This is a genomic window from Catenulispora rubra (assembly GCF_015356825.1).
Lineage (GTDB): Bacteria > Actinomycetota > Actinomycetes > Streptomycetales > Catenulisporaceae > Catenulispora > Catenulispora rubra.
Map to the genome: position 1 here is coordinate 116,018 of NZ_JAACYW010000002.1, position 18,095 is coordinate 134,112.

At 65.9% G+C, this 18,095-nt stretch carries 11 protein-coding genes; 5 read left to right on the top strand and 6 right to left on the bottom strand.

All coding sequences use genetic code 11. The features are described from left to right. Positions 1-84 precede the first annotated feature (84 nt). From GWK61_RS01860 to GWK61_RS01870, 3 genes are all read right to left on the bottom strand, one after another. Positions 85-2,436, bottom strand: a complete 2,352-nt coding sequence (locus GWK61_RS01860; RefSeq protein WP_194904206.1) for an NB-ARC domain-containing protein — start codon at positions 2,434-2,436, stop codon at positions 85-87. Between the two features lie 27 nt (positions 2,437-2,463). Next, positions 2,464-2,772 carry a DUF397 domain-containing protein gene (locus GWK61_RS01865; protein WP_228561585.1) on the bottom strand — a complete coding sequence of 103 codons (309 nt, stop codon included), beginning with the start codon at positions 2,770-2,772 and terminating at the stop codon, positions 2,464-2,466. Between the two features lie 63 nt (positions 2,773-2,835). Next, complete coding sequence (locus GWK61_RS01870; RefSeq protein ID WP_194904207.1) at positions 2,836-5,103, bottom strand: ATP-binding protein; 2,268 nt, start codon at positions 5,101-5,103, stop codon at positions 2,836-2,838. 295 nt (positions 5,104-5,398) lie between these two features. Here GWK61_RS01870 and GWK61_RS01875 point away from each other — a divergent pair, with 295 nt between their 5' ends. Genes GWK61_RS01875 through GWK61_RS01890 form a run of 4 tightly spaced genes read left to right on the top strand, consistent with a single transcriptional unit; the run spans position 5,399 to position 9,486 of the window. Further along, positions 5,399-5,602 (top strand): DUF397 domain-containing protein, encoded by a 204-nt coding sequence (locus tag GWK61_RS01875; protein ID WP_194904208.1) that lies wholly within the window; start codon positions 5,399-5,401, stop codon positions 5,600-5,602. A 35-nt stretch (positions 5,603-5,637) separates the two neighbouring features. After that, positions 5,638-7,059: a UvrD-helicase domain-containing protein gene (locus GWK61_RS01880; RefSeq protein WP_323747366.1), complete on the top strand. Its 1,422-nt coding sequence runs from the start codon at positions 5,638-5,640 to the stop codon at positions 7,057-7,059. Next, positions 7,056-7,757, top strand: a complete 702-nt coding sequence (locus GWK61_RS01885; protein WP_194904209.1) for a DarT ssDNA thymidine ADP-ribosyltransferase family protein — start codon at positions 7,056-7,058, stop codon at positions 7,755-7,757. Before GWK61_RS01880 ends, GWK61_RS01885 begins: the two co-directional genes overlap by 4 nt. A gap of 4 nt (positions 7,758-7,761) precedes the next feature. Beyond that, the gene (locus GWK61_RS01890) at positions 7,762-9,486 is read left to right on the top strand and encodes an ADP-ribosylglycohydrolase family protein (RefSeq protein ID WP_194904210.1); all 1,725 of its coding nucleotides are present in this window, start codon (positions 7,762-7,764) and stop codon (positions 9,484-9,486) included. Positions 9,487-11,246: 1,760 nt separating this feature from the next. Here the strand turns inward: GWK61_RS01890 and GWK61_RS01895 are convergent. From GWK61_RS01895 to GWK61_RS01905, 3 genes are all read right to left on the bottom strand, one after another. Next, a complete protein-coding gene (locus GWK61_RS01895; protein WP_194904211.1) occupies positions 11,247-11,801 on the bottom strand; it encodes a hypothetical protein in 555 nt (184 codons plus the stop codon). A gap of 810 nt (positions 11,802-12,611) precedes the next feature. Then, the gene (locus GWK61_RS01900; RefSeq protein WP_194904212.1) at positions 12,612-15,809 is read right to left on the bottom strand and encodes an AAA family ATPase; all 3,198 of its coding nucleotides are present in this window, start codon (positions 15,807-15,809) and stop codon (positions 12,612-12,614) included. Continuing rightward, positions 15,806-17,122 carry a metallophosphoesterase family protein gene (locus tag GWK61_RS01905; protein WP_194904213.1) on the bottom strand — a complete coding sequence of 439 codons (1,317 nt, stop codon included), beginning with the start codon at positions 17,120-17,122 and terminating at the stop codon, positions 15,806-15,808. The genes GWK61_RS01900 and GWK61_RS01905 overlap by 4 nt, the downstream gene beginning before the upstream one ends. A gap of 120 nt (positions 17,123-17,242) precedes the next feature. On the opposite strand from GWK61_RS01905, the gene GWK61_RS01910 reads away from it, so the two are divergent. Continuing rightward, positions 17,243-18,082 carry a hypothetical protein gene (locus GWK61_RS01910; protein WP_194904214.1) on the top strand — a complete coding sequence of 280 codons (840 nt, stop codon included), beginning with the start codon at positions 17,243-17,245 and terminating at the stop codon, positions 18,080-18,082. Positions 18,083-18,095: the final 13 nt, after the last annotated feature.

Here is an 18,095-nt window from a genome sequence, read left to right on the forward strand (position 1 = left end):
TCGGCATCGATCCTCAACGCAACCGGAGCTTGAAGCCGTGGTCAGGCCCGCGCGTGAGGAGCGACTCATACGCTCGGTGTCGGCTCATCCGTTGACGGATTCGTCGATGCCGGCGCGCAGCGCGGATGCCACGGGGTCGCTGAAGGTTGCCAGCTCTGCTGCGGCTCGACGTCGGTGCTCGAGTGCTCCCGCCCGGTCGCCGGAGCGGGCCAGGGCGGCTGCCAGATCAAGCAAGTCTTGTGAGTGGAGCCAAGCCCTTCCCAGATCCTGATGGGTGGACGCGGCCTGCTTGAGAAAAGCGACGGCTTCCTCGTGGCGTCCCAGGTGCGAGTACGCGGTGCCCGTCAGGCCCCACGCGACGGCTTCGCGGTCGTTGTCGCCGAGCCCGCCGAAGGCACTCGCCGCGGCATGGCTGGAGACCAGCGCCTCGGCCGGTTGTCCGTCGGCGAGATCGATCCGTGCCTTCTCCAGGAGCGCATGCGCTTCCTGGCGCTGGTTGCCGGTCTCGTGGCACACCTGCAGAGTCTCATTGTTCGCTCGGCGCGCTGAGTTCAGATCGCCGGTGTTCCGCAGGACCACGGACAACTCGATGAGGGCCTCGGTCTCGTTGGCCTGGTCGCCGACTTGCCGGGCCAGGGCGACGGCTTCGTCGAGCAGATTCTGTGCGGTGCTGAATTCGCCGACAGCACCCCGGACGGAACCGAGATTCATCAACGCCGGTACGGCCAGCGCCGGGTCGGCGACGCAGCGGGCGGTTTCCAGGCCCGATGAGAAATGTGCCTCGGCGGCGTCGAAGTCGCGAATCAGCATGGCGACGAGCCCCAGACCGTTCTCAGCGTGGGCACGGCCGACCAATGACCCGGCTGCGTCGAAGGCGTCGGCGGCTGCTGTGAACCGTTCTCGCGACACGTCGAGCCGTCCGGCGTACTTGTCACCGACGGCCAGCCCCAACATGGACACGCCTTCTCCATAGTGATCGCCGGATCGCCGTGCCGCCTCCAGCCCCCCGACCTTGACCGAGGTCCAGGTGTCGGCAGGATCCAGACCGCCGTTGATCTCCTGGACGAGTGCGGGGATCTGCCACGCGACCCGGTCCGCGCCGTGCGCGGCCGCGGCCTGCGCGGCGGCCATGAGGTTCGCCCTTTCGGCCTGGTACCAGGTGCGCGTGGCGTCGGCATTGTCCAGGTCAGGCAACGCGGGAACCGTTTCGCCGCCGGAGACATCGATCGGCGCCATCCGGTCGCGCGGCTGTGCCGAAGCCGCAGCGTAAAGGTAGAAGTCGAGCAAACGCTTCACAGACCGCTCTCGAGACTCCTCAGTCTCTTCCTGCCGCGCGAGGTCGGCGGCGTAGGCGCGCAGGAGATCATGGAACTGGTACCGTCCGCTTCCCACTTCCTCCAACAGGTGGGCGCCGGCTAGAAGAGCCAGCAGTCGACGAGTCTCCATCGGCGTCAGTTCGGCCAGCGCCGCAGCGGCGTGCAGGCCGAATTCCGGTGCCGGATGAAGTCCAAGAAGCCGGAAGACACGGGCGGCCGGTGCCGGCAGTGCACGGTAGGACCAGGCGAAGACCGTGCGGACCGCGTCGGCGTCGGTTTCGTCCTCTGCCGACAACGCCTCCCAGAGCCCTGATTCGCTGGTCAGCTCGCTGGCGAGGTCGGCCAACGACAGCCAGGGCCGGGCTGCCGCGCGTTCGGCTGCGATCCGCAAGGCCAGCGGCAGATACGCACACAGCCGTGCCAGCTCGGCCGTGTCGGTCTCGGGGTCGGCGGGACGATAGTCCATGGTGACTTTGCGCAGCAGTGCGACGGAGGACTGCGGGGACAGGGTTTCCACAGCGACGCGGCGCGCGCCGTCGCGGGCCACAAGAGCGGGCAGCTGACTGCGGCTCGTCACCAGGGTCAGACAGGACTCGGTCCCGGGCAACAAGGGCCGAACCTGATCGACGGTCGCGGCATTGTCCAGCACGATCAGGATCTGCCGGTCGGCCACCAACGAGCGGAAGAGATCCGACCGTTCCTCGAGCCCGGTGGGTATCTCCTCCGGGTTCACACCGAGGACGCGTAGGAACCGTTCCAGCGCCAAGTCCGCCGGCACCGGTTCGCCTGGGTCGTAGCCGCGGAGATTGATGTACAGCTGGCCGTCTGGGAACTGTTCGCGGACGAGATGGGCCCACCGGAGCGCGACGGAGGTTTTCCCGACGCCGGCGGTCCCGACAAGGAGCACGATCCGTGGAGCGTCTTCGGCCGCGGCGGCGAGGACCGCGTCGAGCGTGCCGAGTTCCCGGACGCGGTTGACGAAACCGTGGACGCCGGCGGGCAGCAAGCGGGGCTTGGGCCGCGGCGGTTTAGAGGTGGTGATGTGGATGCCGCCACTCACCGATCCGGCGTGAACGACGTTCGACGCCGATCCCGACATGTGGAAGTCTGGCTGGTCCACCGCGGCCCTTCTCTTATCTGGCGAGGATCACTGGATCCTGTAGAGGTGGTCGAATTCCCCCTTGCCGATGCCGTCGGCGAAAGCGGTGAGCTCGGCCTTGGTGAACGTGAGATAGGGGGAGTCAGGGTTCTTGCTGTCCCGCAGGGCTATTTTCCCGTCGGGGAGTACAGCGAGTTCTACGCAGTTACCGCCGTTGTTTCCGCTCGCCGATGCCTTGATCCAACGCAACGCGTCGTCCGGTCGTCCGGTCGTCCGGTCGTCCGGTCGTCCGGTGCCGATTGTAGAAACAGGTTCCATCATGTCCCCTTCGTCCGCAGCCATCTTGTCCTGATTCATCCGAATGAGCCCGGTGCGCTATGGTGGCGCCAGGCGTCTGAAGAATATCCGAGTTCGTATATATCAGGAAGTGGCGTCGTCGGCGACAGCCGCGCGATGCAGTTCGGCGTGCTGACCGGCAAGGTCGCCGACCTCCGCGTAGAGGCGGGCCGCAGTCCGATGGAACTGCGCCGCGTCGACCTTCCTGCCGCCGGCGGAGTACACCTCTGCCGCGCCGCTGTAGGACTTCGCCTCCCGGAGTCGATCACCGATCCGGACGTGGATGGCGGTAGACCGAGAGAACGCCTCAAACGCCGCTTCCACCTCACCGGCTGCCAGGTACGCGTGGCCGGCCTCCAGCAGTGCGTACCCGGCGTATTGGGCACTTCCGATGCGATCGGCGACGGCGACCGCCTCCTCTGCGCATGCGACCGCCTCCGCGGTCCTTCCCAGTCCGCGCAACGTCTTGGCCAACGCTTGAAGTGTGTCGGAGACGGCGATGGGCCGTTCATGATCGCGGTGCTCGGCCAGGGCGCGACGAAGCCACGATTCAGCTTCCTGACAATCGCCCCCGTCGGCGAGGACCTGGCCGATGTTGAGCATCGCGTACGAGGCCATCGTCGTGTCCCCGGTCTGCTCCGTCAGATCGAGCGCCGCGCGATAGTAGGTCAGCGCCTCCGGAAGCCGGTGTTGCCGCCAGCGCACGATGCCGAGAGCGTTGAGCGAGCGGGTCTGGCCGACGGGGTCGCCGAGTTCGCGGCGGATGGTCAACGATTCGTTCTGGAGGCGGTCGGCTTCGGTGAGCTGGGACCGCTGGGCGTTCGCTTTGCCCAAGCTTTCCAGCAGGATGGCCTCAGCCCGTCGGTTCGTAAGGCGACGTGCCGCCTCCAGCCCGATCTCAGCGCTCGCGATCCAGTCCTCGAAGGTGTTGTCGGTCGCGTGCAGGCCGTGCAGGACTGCGGGGATCTCCCAGGCCAGCCCATCCATTCCCAGTTCGGCGGCGGTACGGACGGTGGCGGCGATGTTCTCGCGTTGCGACAGGAACCACGATCGTGCGGTGGCGTGATCGGGGAAGGCGGGAACTGGGCAGTCTGGCGGAACCGGTCCGACCTCGAGTGCGAGGCTGTCGTTGCCGGTCGCGACGGAGGCCGCCTTCGCGGCGTGTTTGAGCCAGACTGCCAGCCGCTCCACGGCCTGAGACCGCTCGGCGTCGGTGTCCTCTGTCCGTGACTGGTAGCGCGCGAACGCCCGGAGCAGATCGTGGAACTCGTAAGCATTGTGTCGAGGTGCCTCGACAAGGTGTTTGCCGACCAGTCCGGTGAGAATCCGCTCGGCCTGCGCAGCGGTGGTGCCGGCGAGTGCCGCCGCCGATTCGACGGTGATCAGCGGGCCCGGATGCGAACCAAGCAGCCGGAACATGCGGCCTGCTTCGCGGGTGAGCGCGCGATAGGACCAGGCGAAGACAGCTCGGACGTCGTCGGCCTCGCGTCCCTCCTCGACGGACAGCGCGTCCCACAACCGGGACTCGTCGCGGAGTTCGGCGGCGATGTCCGCCAGACGCGCGTGGGGGCGGAGCGCCAGCCGTTCGGCGGCGACGCGAAGGGCCAGCGGGAGCCGGGCGCACAGGCGGACGAGCTCGCCCGGGGCCGCGCTGTCGTCCAGCCCGTCGTGGCCGTCGGCGACCGAAGCCACGAGGGCGGCGGCGTCGCCCTCGTCGAGCAGCCCCAGCCGCAGTCGCCGTACCGCCGCTGTCCCGGAACCCAGACCGGCGAGCATGCTCCGGCTGGTGACGACGACGAGGCAGGCCGGTGAGCCGGGTAGCAGGGGACCCACCTGGTCGGCAGACGCTGCGTTGTCGAGCAGGACCAGGACACGTCGATCGGCGACCCGGGAACGGAAGAGGGCCGATCGGGCATCGAGTCCTGGGGGAACGGCGGACGGCGCGACGCCCAACGAACGCAGCAATCGGTCCAAGGCCTCGGCCGCTCCCACCGGCTCGCCGACGTCGTAGCCGCGGAGGTTGATATAGAGCTGGCCGTCAGGGTAGTCCGCCGCTGCCTTGTGGCTCCAGTGCACGGCCAGCGAGGTTTTCCCACCGCCGGCGGTCCCGGTCACGACCAAGGCCCGCGCCGCGGGTCCGTCGGCGTCCCGGGCGGCTTGCGCATCGAGCCAAGCGAGAGCCGGTTTGTGGTCGATGAACTCCAGCGCGTCGGACGGCAGTTCCCGGGCCGGCTCGATGGGGACGGAGTCGGAGCCGAACTCGACCTTGTCGATGTGCTGTGCCATGACGAGTTTGGCGACCTGGCCGGAGTTTTCCATACGGGCGCTCGCGTCGTCGGGTCTTTGCACCATGCCTGGAAGCCCCCTGAGATTCACGACCCTGATCCAGTCCGATCGTAGTCCGCGGGATTGCCATCGGGGAACGTGGTGGGTATAGATGAGCATTGGCGCCGAAATCAGCGCCAAAGCGGAGGGGGCGGAGATGGCGGGTACAAGAGGCTTGACACCTTCGGGTGAACTGGGCGGTTTGCCCGCATGGCGGGGTTCGCGCGCCGATAAGATTCGGATCATTGGCGCGACCTGCGACCTGCGACCTGCGACCTGCGACCTGCGACCTGCGACCTGCGACCTGCGGGAGCGGTGAGCGATGACCGTCCTCGAGCCCAGGTGGCGCAAGTCGTCGCACAGCGGAGGTGGTGACAACTGCCTCCAGGTCCGTTACGTCGGCGGTGTCGTTCAGGTCCGTGACAGCGAGGATCCCGAGCCGGTCCAGACGTACACGCGGTCCCAGTGGGATGCCTTCCTCGCGGGTGTCCGTTCCGGAGAGTTCGAGCTCCCTCCCGAGGACTGAGCGCCGGTCCCAGCGACAGAACGGGCCCATCAAACGTGTCCATCTCGGAGAAGCTGCCCGCTCTGACCGGCCAGCAGCGTGACGCCGCCTTCCTCAAGCCCGACGGTCACTGCGTCGTGCTGGGCACCGCGGGCAGCGGCAAAACCACGATGGCACTCCACCGCGCTGACTTCCTGGCCGCTGCCCCAGGCGTCGGAGGCCCGACCCTGCTGGTCACCTTCAACAGTACGCTCGCCACCTATCTGCGCTCGGTATGCGAAGGCCAGCCGAACCTGACGATTGAGAAGTACCACAAGTTCGCCCTTGGCTATCTCAAGTCCAGGGGTGAGGTGAACATCAGGATCTTCAAACGAAGAGAAGAGAGCATGGCCCTGGCACTGGAGGACCTCCGTGCCTCGGGCCGACATCAGCGCGCCGTGATCGATCGGCCCGTCGAGTTCTTCGAAGACGAGATCCACTGGATGGTCGGCCACGGCGTGACCGCCCGTGACGACTACCTTGCCGGCGCGCCTCGCATCGGCCGGGGCAGGCCGTTGGCCCGGGCAGACCGAGAGGTGGTGTTCGAGGTCTTCCAAAGCTACATGCGACTGCGCGCTCAGCGTGGTTACCGCTACGACTGGGACAACCTGGCCAGCCATGTGCTGGCCCACCTCGGCCACGACAACACCCGGCGCAGATACCGCCACATCGTGGTCGACGAAGGCCAGGACTTCACACCGCAGATGATCCGTACGCTGGCCGCGGCGATACCACACGAAGGGTCGCTGACCTTTTTCGGAGACTACGCGCAGCAGATCTATGGCAGCCGCATGTCTTGGCGCTCACTGGGTCTGAACATCTCGGACGGAGTCGTTCGCTTCGAGCACAACCACCGCAACAGCCCGCAGATCGCCGCGCTCGCCAAGGCGATGGCCGACATGCCGCACTTCCGCGACGAGGTGGACGTCGTGCCGCCGGTCGCGGTTGCCGCCAATGGGCCGAAGCCGACGGTGGTACGACTGGAGGAGCCCGACCGGCAGTTGTTCGCGGCTGCGGCGATCGCCAACGGCCGGGCCGCCGCCAGGCGCGTCGGGATCCTCGTCCGTACCCGAGCCGCGGTTCACGCTCTGGCTCCGCATCTGGATCAGCGGCACCGGTTGTACAGACTCGACAAAGACCTGGAGTCATGGCCGATGGGGCCCGGGATCTTCTACGGAACTTACCACTCGGGCAAGGGGCTCGAGTTCGACGACGTCATCCTCCCGCAGTGCGACGCCGACGAACTCCCGCGGCCTTCGGAAGCTGAGGTTCACGGTATGGACGAAGCAATGGCGCGCGAGTCCCGCCAGCTCTACGTCGCGGTGACACGGGCCAAGAAAGAGCTCGTGATCCTGCACGGCGGCAAGCTGACATCGCTGATGCCGCCGGAATCCTCCGACTTGTTCACCATCGCGACGGTGAACCTGGTGAACCTGTGAACGACATCGTGCGAAGGGCCCACGATCGCGGCCTCACCAGGCTGTGCCACTTCACCCGCGCCGTGAACCTGCCCCACATCCTTGTCACCGGCGAGATCCGCAGCACCTCGCAGTTGGCCGTCGGCACCGAAAGCTTCCGCAACACCGACGACAAACGCCTCGACGGCCGTCGGCACCAGATCAGTTGCAGCCTGGAATATCCGAACGCCTGGTACCTGGACACCGCCCGGAGGGCAGACCACAACTTCCCGAACTGGATCGTGATGGCTCTCGACCTCGACCTCATGACGGCCACGGGCGTGGACTTCTGCCCCGTGAACTCTGCCAGGTCGAACGGTAACCGAATCGCTGACGGCAGCCTGGAATCATTCGAGGCCATGTTCGCACCGAGCGTCATCGGTAACGGCACCCGGACCCGTCAGCCAGGCCATCCGGACTGGTGGCCGACCGACGACCAGGCCGAGGTCATGCTCGCCGACGCGGTCCCGGTCGCCAAGATCCAGCGGATCATCGTCGAGGACGACGACCAAGCCGCTCTTCTGCTCTTCCAGCTGAGCCGGCAAGGGCTGGAGACCCTGATCCCCCCACTTTTCACAGCACCTGATCTCTTCGACAAACGCCGCCTCAGCAAGAGTCTCCGAGCCGGGATCCGGCCGGAGGAACGGGGCTACACGTCCTCACCGCATCTGGCAGAGTGACTTCGTGGACCAGCCTCAATCCCATCCGTGGGCCGAGCGTGCGGCAGGCATGATCCTGGGCGCCGCGGTCGGGGACGCGTTGGGATGGCCGTTCGAGCGCCGCGATCGGACCTCTGGAACGCCAGACTCTTCCGCGCCAACCGGGCGGTTCTTCGCCTGGGACCGGCGCGCGACTCGGTACCAACCCTTCGCCGAGCACATCGAGGCCGGGGCATACAGCGACGACACCCAGATGACGCTGGCCGTGGCGCGTTCGATCACGGAGGCGGGGGACCGCTGGGCCGACTGGCTGCAGTCTGTCGAATGGCCGTTCTTCCTACGCTACGAGCGTGGCGCCGGGGCGAGCGTCAAACGGTCCTGCCGGTCCTGGGCGGCTGGGCGTCCGCCTTGGACGACGCAGCGCGGCGACGTCGTGAAGTACTTCCAGACCGGTGCCAACGGGGCGGCGATGCGTATCGCCCCCCACGTCATCCACCTTCACCGCGAACCGTCCTTCGCCTCCGTCGCGCGTGACGTCCTGCGGGACGCCATCACCACGCACGGCCACCCGCGGGCGCTGCTCGGAGCCGTGCTCCACGCCCGATCGCTCTGGCTCAGCATGCGACAGCCCGCACCCCTGACCTACGGCTGGATCGTCGAAGCCCTCCTCGACACGGAGGACGACGACTGGCGTTCGCCGGCGTGGCAGAACCTGCCCTTGGACTGGGTCGATACAGCAGAACGCGTTCTCGGCCGGACTTACCGCGAACTCTGGGAGGAAGTGGTCGGTGAGGTCGAGGCGACGCTGAAAACAGCCCACGACGACATCCGGGTCGGCGCTCTCAGCAACCCCGCTGGTTTCCTCGCGTCGATGGGCCTCACGACCAAGAGCAGCCGCGGGTCCGGAACGTTGTGCGCGGTCGGCGCGGCCTATCTGGCGGCTCGTTCCGCAGCCGATCCCCGGACCGGCCTGCTGATCGCTGCCCACCTGGCAGAAGCCGACACTGACACACTCGCCTCGATGACCGCAGGCATTTTAGGGGCCGGCCTGGGCCGCGAATGGCTGGGATCGTATGCGGCGGCAGTTCAAGACGCCGATCTACTGTCCGCTATGAGCTTGTCGCTTCGCGGCGACGTCTCCGAGCCGCTGGTGGATGTCCCGGCGCGGGAGACCGCTTTGCCTGCCTTCGACCGGGCGCTCACCGAAACTGCCGCCGGAATCATTCGTCTGCCCGACGGCCGGACCGCGACAGTGCGATCGCGGGTACGTGTGCACGTCGCTGCCCGTTCAGCCTGGCGCAGCACACTGATCTCTGATGACGGGCAATCGCTGTACATCCTTCATGGCGAGTCTTCCACGGATACCGACCGGAGCGATTCATTTCCGATGTCGGAACCCCGTGCAGGCTCCGTGAGGCTGATGGGCTCACAGCTTCGAGTCTGCGATCTTGAATACGTGACGGCGGTCCTGAAACACGTCGGCCTGCGTCCGGTGTCGCGGGGGGAGGGATGGGCCCGATACGGAGCGGTCGTACTCTCGCAGACTACTGTGATACCGGCAATCGGTGAACACGGCTCCTCCGCGCTACGCCTCACGGCGACGGATTCACATGGAGTCCGCCATCGGCTGGAACTGCGCGGTATCCCCTGTGTCGACAGCGGTGACGGCATGTTCAGCGCACGAGTGGATCCGTGGCTGGAATTGGTGGTTGCGGCTGCTCAAGACGGCGGCCAGACCAGGGCTTCGTAGACGGGCCAGAGGGCAAGACAAGCCCGACCCTTGCCGCAAGCGCACATGGGACCGGAGCCAGCGAGCGGCGTGGGTCGTCATCGACGTCGACATCAGCGTGGTGGTCGCCATCGGCATGCCGGCGCCCGGGCGGGCGGTGCTGGCCGACGGCGCGTAGTGGGGCCCCGGCTCATCGTGATTTACCGCAGGTGGACGGGCCGGTCGTCGCTGCCCGCCCGAGAGGAGGACCACGGTGGACATCGCCTGGTCCCGCCCCCGCGCGGAGCACGCCTTTGCCCGGATGACGGCTACTACAAGATCCTGCGGAACTGTCGGTGCAAAGGCGGCGGACGGCACACCGCCGTCCAGACCGTAGCCACTATGCACAACCTCCCCCGGCACCATGACCCCGGATCAGACCGGAACAGACCGGCCGCCGCCCCAGCCCGCCGGCACCCGGGGTTACGCAACATCTTTAGGGCGCTCGCGCCTCAGTCAGACCTCGATCACTGCGGGGTCGCCGTGGCCGGAAAGGGGAGGCTCGCATGCTTTACTCGCAGCTCGCCGGGACGAGATCCAAAGCAGCGACTCCGACGCCGCGGACAGAAGGCTGTTCGCGCAGAGTCGCGTTGTCGTAGTGCAGTGCTCCGACGACACTGGCGCGGGTCGCCGGACAGGGCGTCCAGGGTGATGGCGGTCATCGCGGTCATGATCGTGGCGCAGCGCGGGATCTGGAGGTGGCCGTAGGTCACATTTCGGAGGCGGGTCCACCTCTGTGAAATGCAAGATCTCCCATATGCCACTCACGACAGGCACAACATATTGTGTTTCCGGGTCGCGGTTGGTGCCTTGGGCTCCTGCTATGGAGGCGCGGTGCCTTCAGCGCGCTGCTGCCCGTGGGCGGGGCTCCGCCGCATGCATCCGCACAGGAATGCTGTGAACAACTTGGTATAGGGCCAGGGAGGCGCGGCGCTGGCCGCTCCAGTGGACGAGTTCACCGGCCGCGGTATAAACGTCCGCATCACCGATCGCCCGGACTGCCGCCCCGAGAACCTGGACCGCTGTCTCTGACAACCTGTCGATACATCAAGATCCAAAATGCAAGGCCCCAGCTCATGGATACGAGCTGGGGCCTGCTGCAGGTGCAGCCGGTTGCTCACCTGAAGAACTTGCCGGCATCTACGAATGCAAGACGCCAAGTGTGTCTGAGGTAGCGATGGCAGGAGCGACCAGTCAGGTCTTTGTGGTGGTGCTAGCAAACAGACGATAGGATAGCGGATCGGTGTCAATCTAAGCGCTCGCGTCGTTCAGCTCGAAGATGGCGAATACGCACTTCTGACTGTCAGTGCCATTTTTGAGAACGAGACTGAAGCCGCATCCTTCTCATCGGGCGATGTTAACGCGGCGTGGACCGACTACGAATCTGTACTCGACGACGTAGAAGAACAGGTGCCGGCTCTACTGGATTTGGCGGCTCGGGAGCAATCGGCAGAAAACAACGAGTACCCGCAGACCATTGCCGGTCAGCTTGAGTTGCACCTTGATTCAACGTCTGTCGCGCCAGATGACAGTGTCTATCTCATCAAGCATAGGATCGCAAAAGTTGGCGACCTGGAAATCAGCATCTGGCCAAAGGATCACGATCCGCCCCACTCTTATGTCACTTCTCGTCAGCGCAACATGGATGCGCGATTCCATATCGAGACGCTAGAGCTGATTCCAACTCTCCAGCACTCCATGTTCCCGAAGTCCACGGACCGTGACTCTCATAAGAGCCGGCGCTATGCGATGATTCCGAGGTTTCCCCACGTAGCAGTCCAAGCCCGAACTTCAACGTTGATAAAAAGACGTACGTGGGAGGGCGGAATATTCGGCTCAAGCAAGCGCTCTGTCCGCACCGACACTCGTGAAATAAGGTGGTCATCTTCCAGTAGGCAAAACAGCGGATCTTCGTCTTCGGCTGGAGACCAGTTCTTCGGGATTTCCTGCGGGTCGATCGGACGACGGAGAGCGTCGAACAGAGTCTTGAGCCTATTGTCGATATCTCCGCCCGTGACGACGATACCGCCTGGCGTACCCGGCCTCAAAAGCACAATATCCAGCTCGGCGTAGAGCTGCTGCCCGCTAATAACCAGAGCGGCGAAGCCATGGCCTGCTACCTCTTTCAACATAATCGGATCTTTCGAATCCTTGGCGACCCAATCCTGGTTGGCTTGCATCGGAGGGTAGTTCCACAGAGCCTTAATCTGTGGATGAAGCTTGAGCCTGATCTCATGCTTCCGTTGAGGGTTGGCGTTGCTCGCAAGCGGACCGTCATAGGTGAGCGTGAAGCGCATGGAGACGTCCTTTCGCTGCTGATATGAGCTGATGATACTCCATCAAGCGCGCCCAGCTGACTGCGCGTGACGAAATGATCTATCTCTTTCGCAACCCCTCATACCTCTCTTAGGCCCTTTGCCCCTCCTGGACCTTTAGCCTCGACCGCTGTCACCACTTCTAGGGCTCGCCAGTAATCGGACGGTGGCAAGTTGCCAGATGAGAAGGCACTCGAAACGGATGCGCTTGCTCCGTCTAGCCGGTCGGTGACAAACAGACTCACGGCAAGATCAAGGCGGGCACTGGCAAGACGGCGCAGCATAGAACAGACCACCAACCAGCTCGATGCTGACCGGCAGGTCTTTCCAAGCCTGCGAACTTCTCACCAATCCTGGTCAGCTGTACGCGCGTAGTGGTGAAGGTGTCCGTTCAACGCTTAAGCGAGCTCTTTTTACCCATCCATACGCTGATGCCCAGAAGATGACAGGGAGTGAGCTGCAAGAACCCTTCGATGTGTTCCATGAGGCCTACGAGCTCTCCGAGAGCCGTCAGCAGGACAACGGAGCAACTAGCTCTCTTCCGACGTACAACCGCCAGAACAAGTCTGTATGGCTCGTTGGCGACCACTCTGGACAGGATGAGGATACAAACAACAGCACCGTGCCCCAGATGGGACACGGTGCTGCTACGCGGGCAACCCTGATCGACTCGCTCTCCCCGGCCTTTGGGGGCCTGGGTTGGAGTAGGCCGGTCATGGTGTGCCGCGGGGACCTGACCCCCGAACCCGCGGATTGAGAGAGGCTTGGGCGTTCCCCTGGCCGGTTCCTCGGCTATGTCAGGGTCTGCAGCCCGTTGGCCAGATCGGCCTGCACCAACTCGTCGCGTTCCTCCTGGGTCAGCCAGCGCGCCGAGGACCCTGCCGGGGTCCTCTCCACCCACAACACGTCATCGACGGCTTCGGCGATAGCGTGCAGGTGGCTGATCACCACGACCAGACGGTCGCCTCCAGCTTGTGCCCGTAGCACTTCCAGCGCCTCCTCAAGGGTGGTGGTGTCGAGTGCCGCGAAGCCTTCGTCGAGGAACAGCGAACCAAGGCGCGTGCCACCGCGGGAATGCATCTCGGCCAGAGCCAGCGCCAAGGCGAGCGAGGCGAGGAACTTCTCCCCGCCGGACAGCCGGTTCGGGTGGTGCTCCACACCGGAGCCTCGGCTGACGATGTCGAAGGTGTCGGCGAAGCCGAACCGGTCGTCGGACATCTGTCCCAGTAAGTCGCTGGCAACCCCGAGCAAGGCACGGGTCCGCAGCGTGGTCAGGTGCCCGAGGAACTTGGCGTCGACGAGATCGCGTCGCAGCACACTCAACGCGTCCAGTCTCGTCTGTCCGGCTGCGATGGCGAAGTCCAGGTCGGCAGCCGGTCTGATCTGCTCTTGCGCGGTCTGTTGTTCCTCGCGTCGCCTGGCGGCCTCGCTCCTCGCGAGGCCGACGGTGGTCCCCAGAGTGATCAGCGCGTCCGGGTCTGTCAGATCGATTGAGGCGTCCAAGCCTTCGATGCCGGAGAGATTCTTGGCATGCTCACCGAGAGCGGCAACGGCGCTGACTGCGCGCGAAGCGCACCGGGCCGCGTCGGCATGTAGTTCGCGATCCAGTTGGGCGGTGGTCGTCGATAGAGCCGTGGCAAGCGATCTCAGGTCCCCGATGTCGGTGAGGTGTGTGTCGACGCGGGGCACCTCGATGTCTGCGGCCTCGCCGTTGTTCAGCAAGGAGGCAGCGTGCTGGGCGGTTTGGGACCAGGCATCGAGGGAGGCTCGTATCTGGCTCAGCGGGCGATCGATTGCGGCCGTCTCTTCCCGTTCGAGGGCGCGGTGCAGCCTGCTGACCTCGGCGGCGTCAGCGCGGGCTCGTTCCCGATCGTCGATGAGTTTTTGAACTTGGTCCATGCGGGCGTTGATCTGAGCGGCTGCTGCATCCGCTTCGGCGGCGGTGATGACGAGCGGCTCGGCGGGCAGCATCTGCCGGATGCGTGGAGGCAGGGAGCTGATCGCGACGGCCAGTCTCGCGGTTGCGGCGGTGTGCCGCTTATCGGCGGCATCGTTGTCGGCGAGCCCGCGTTCGTACGCCGTCTTGCGTTGAGCGAGGGCATTGCCGTCGGCGGTGATGGTGGCGATGTGGTCGGCTGCTTTGTTGCGCAGCTGTTCGGCGTGGCCGGCCGCGGCCTGTTCGTGCTCTACGAACGCCGTGACGATCGGCGCGGTGAGTTCCGCTGCTGTCGCGTTGTCAACGGGGGAGGCACTGAGTACCTCGATGGCGTGGTGGAGCGCCGCCTGGGCGGCGACCGTGTCGAATCGGGCGCCCGGCACGGCATCTTTCTCCGACGAGGAGAGTTTCTGCAGCATCGCGTCAGCGGTGTCGACGGCCTGCGCAGCACGGGAGCCAGCCTTTCGGCATGCAGTCTCACGTTCCTTGAAACTGGTTTCGGCAGCTGCCAGGTCAGCCTTGGCCTCGGCGACTACAATGTTGGCGTCCACCAGCAATTCCTGGGCGTCGTGCAGGTCCGTCTTTGCTTTTCGTATGGCAGCAGTGCTGCCTTTGCCCATGGGCTCGAAGCCGTCGGGGAGGATTCTCTGGCACACCGGGCAGTCATCGCCGGGGTGTAGTTCGGCAGCCAACTCGGCAGCACGGTCGCGTGAACGCAGGGACTCCAGAAGTTTTTGCGCGGCAGTGAGCGTCTGCTGGGCTTCCTCGGCTCGTGCTTCGGCGGGCGCGATGCGAACCTGGAGATCATCCCGTTTATGTTCCGCCACCGTTCGGGCTTGCATAGCATCGACGACCTGCTGGGCCGCAGTCACCGCCGCTGTTACCGCCTCGCGGGTTCTCGACACGTGTGTGCGGACCTTCGTGCTGAGGTCGGCTGCAGTTGCAGCCGCGGTTGTGAGGGGTTCGGCGCGGGTGGCACGGGCCTCAAGTTCCCTCTGGGCGACGGAGATGTCGGCGGCTTCGTCGGTGAGCTGCTTGGCGGCTGCAATCAGCCGATCGCCTTCTGTTCGCTGGTCCTCGGTGCGGGCGGCGAGGGTTTCCAGCAACGCTGCGGCCTTGCCTAGCGCGGTGAGTCCTTCACCATCGCGGTCCGCGCAATCGATGGCTGAGGTGAGATCGCTTTCGGCGGTGATCGCGTCGCTGGCGTGTCGGTCCAGATCATTGCGTCGGTCGGCGATTTGAGCGGCGACGGACTCCAATCGGTCCAGGACGGCGTCCGCGTCGGTGGTGGCGAGCGTCGAGAGGTTCTGTGCCTGCGTGCGCGCCGCAGCAGCCGCGGTTTCGGCCCGGGACGCCTGGTTCTGCAATACCTTTACTGTGGAGATGGTGCTCTCGAGACGGCCGGCGATCGCCTCGGCGGCGTCAGCGGCGGCGCCGGCGTCGTTCGCGGTCTGCTCGGGGTCGGCGGGCATGGTGTCCCGCTTTACCTTGGCCGTGGCCATGAGCTGCTCGACGGAGTGCAGCTGGCGGTCGGCCTGGGCGCGGACGACCTCCAGGGAGTCAGCGCCGAACAGCTCACGGAGTAGTTTGGAGCGGTCCCTCACGGTGGCGACCAGCAACCGGTCGAATCGGCCTTGCGGAAGCAGTGCTGTTCGCAGGAACGTCTCGTCGTTCATATCCAGCAGGGCCTTGATACGACTGTTGACGCTAGTTGCGCCGTCGGCTTCCTCGCCGGTGTCCAGGTTCTCAAGGTGGTGCCGGCCGGCGTTGGGGTTGGTGGCGTGGCTGGTGCGGTGCACCTGCCACCGCTCGTCGTCGTGCAGGAAGAGCAGCTCGACGCTCATGGCCGACGTACCATCGGCGATGAGCTGGCGGGATGCCTTGCCGTCCCAGGAGCTCCGGCCGAACAAGGCGAACGTGATGGCCTCCAGCAGGCTGCTCTTGCCTGCGCCGGTGTCGCCGAGTGCGGCGATGAGGGCCTTACCGGTGAAGTCCACGGTGACCGGATTCGGGTAGCTGCGGAATCCTGTCAACGACAGGGTTAGAGGCTTCATCGAGCATCCTCCGGCGGGGTGATTGCGGAGAGCAGCCCGGACCGGTCGATTCCGTCCAGCCCGGCCCCGGCGATGGCCGCGGACAGCAGCGTCTCCTCACAGCAGGGGGAGGGGTCGTCCGGGTCCGACTCGTCGGACAAGGCACCGAAGGCAGCCATCGCACGGTCGAGGACGACGCCGCTGGTGCCTCGGTCGTCCAGGTACGAGCGGAGAAGCTCTTCGATGCCGGGTAGTTCTTCGGTAGCCGCACTGCGATCCAGCACACGGCTCGCCGCTCCGGGGCGGATCTCGTCGATGATGACGAGAGTCGCTTCTGGAAGCATTTTCTGGAGGGCCTCGCCCAGATGCGGGTTGGAGGCTTCGGTATTCACCACGGCTTTCACCCAGGCATCGCCGACACGGCCGGCGCGCAGCGCGATCTCGTCCAACGTGCCCTCGAGTTTGACCAGGCGGCGGCCGGACGTCAGCGGTTCCGTGGTGATACGCGGATCCCGGCCCGACCCGATTTCCGCCAGCACCACGGTCTTGGTGTCGTTGATCTCGCCGAAGTCCAGCTGCAGCGGACTGCCGGCGTAATAGGCGGGGAAGGGCGAGCTGGTGATCGCTTGAGGCTTGTGGATGTGGCCCAGGGCGCCGTAGGCGACTCCCGGCAGAGCGCCCGCGGCGACGGCGTACTCGTCCGCGATGCTTATCGGCTTCTCCGTGCGCGACGGGACCGCCCCTTCGACATACAGGTGCGCTGCGAAGACGAGAAGGTGGTCCGGGCCTGCGCCGGCGGCCAGCCGCTGGTGGACGTCGGCTTGGACGGCACGCATCCGCTCGGCGTAGGCCGCGGTCGCAGTCGCCGGGTCGGCGAAGTCGTAGGCGAACCGGTTGGGGTGCAGGTACGGCAGTGCGCCGATGCGGATGACCGACTCTCCGTCGGCGGTCGGGTATTCAGCGGTGAGCAGTCCGTCGGGGCGGGCGTCGGTGGCGAAGCGGACCCGCGCCTGCGTTCTGTCCTGGGTGCCCATGTCGTTCAGGATGAACTCCAGGAACGTCAGCACGTTGCGCGTGTCGTGGTTGCCGGCGACGACTACTACTGGGGCGACCCGTCCGAGGCGGCGAAGCGTCTGCGCAGCGCGAACGAGGTCGTCCAGCCCCGGCCGGGGGCTGTCGAACAAGTCTCCGCTGTGCACGATGAGGTCCGGCCGGAAGTCGGCGGCGATGTCGACGATCTCGGCCAGGACGGCGTCGAATTCGGCATCGCGTCGATGGCGGCCGATCTGGCGGCCCAGGTGCCAGTCGGAGGTGTGGAATACGCGTCCCGTCACGGGATGCCTCCAGGGGGAAGATCCGCGGGCTCGACGCAGGCGGAGGAGTGTTGGAGACGACCGTACACCAGAGCTCGGGAAAAAGTCTGGAAGATTCGGGAACACTGGTAAGGTGTGGCCATGAGTGATCCGTTGGACGCCCTGGAAACGCGCATCAACCAGCTGCGCCGCGCCATCCGTGATGCGACCGCGACCGGGGCCGCTGAACGGGCCGCAGAGCTGCGCGCCCAACTCCGCCGTGCGGAACGGGCCTGGGACGCTCTGGTCGATACCGATGACGCTCCAGACAAGACGCATGCGCCGCAGCCGGAACCCGCGCTGAGAATGGGGGGGTCGATGCTGCCGGCCCGAGAGCACGTGCACCGGGTGTTGATGCTGCTCGGCGTGCCGGCGGCGCCGAAGCTGATCGTCAACGTGCACGAGGCGTTCTTCCCCGGCGAGTTGACCGCGGCCAAACTGTCCAGCCTGCGCCGGGACGAGGAACGTTCCTACCTGGCGGCCCCCGGCTCGCGGCCCTACTACCTGTGCCCGGCACTGGCGTATGACCTGCTGTCCCCGGTGCGCGCGCTCATCACCATCAGCACCTGGACGTTGGAGCAGCGCATTATCGGCCCGCTGTCGCCTCGCGTCGCCTACCTCAGCAGTGCGATCCGCATCGCCGAGGCGGTGCAGGCCACGGCCGGGTCCGCCGAAACCGGTCCCAGCCCGGCGGCGCTGCGACTACTCTGGCGTTTCGCGGCGAGTATCCCCGACGCGGCGCCGACGAGCACGACCAGCCACGAGCGCCCTGTGGACCCGCGACAAGTGATGGAAGCCGCAGGCGTGGAACTCCAGGTGCACATAGACGCCGACCGTGCCGACCGCACGACGGCAGCCCGGCGTGCACACCGGCTCACCGATGCCCAGCAACTGTTCGGCGCGGCGCTGGGCGACGCCGGCAAACTCCAAGCCGAAGCCTGACCCCGCCAGCGAT

Bases quoted from the DNA above. Each gene is read 5' to 3' on its own strand.
- GWK61_RS01865 (WP_228561585.1), bottom strand. From the start codon at position 2,772: ATGAATCAGGACAAGATGGCTGCGGACGAAGGGGACATGATGGAACCT.
- GWK61_RS01870 (WP_194904207.1), bottom strand. From the start codon at position 5,103: ATGGTGCAAAGACCCGACGACGCGAGCGCCCGTATGGAAAACTCCGGC.
- GWK61_RS01875 (WP_194904208.1), top strand. From the start codon at position 5,399: ATGACCGTCCTCGAGCCCAGGTGGCGCAAGTCGTCGCACAGCGGAGGT.
- GWK61_RS01895 (WP_194904211.1), bottom strand. From the start codon at position 11,801: ATGCGCTTCACGCTCACCTATGACGGTCCGCTTGCGAGCAACGCCAAC.
- GWK61_RS01900 (WP_194904212.1), bottom strand. From the start codon at position 15,809: ATGAAGCCTCTAACCCTGTCGTTGACAGGATTCCGCAGCTACCCGAAT.
- GWK61_RS01910 (WP_194904214.1), top strand. From the start codon at position 17,243: ATGAGTGATCCGTTGGACGCCCTGGAAACGCGCATCAACCAGCTGCGC.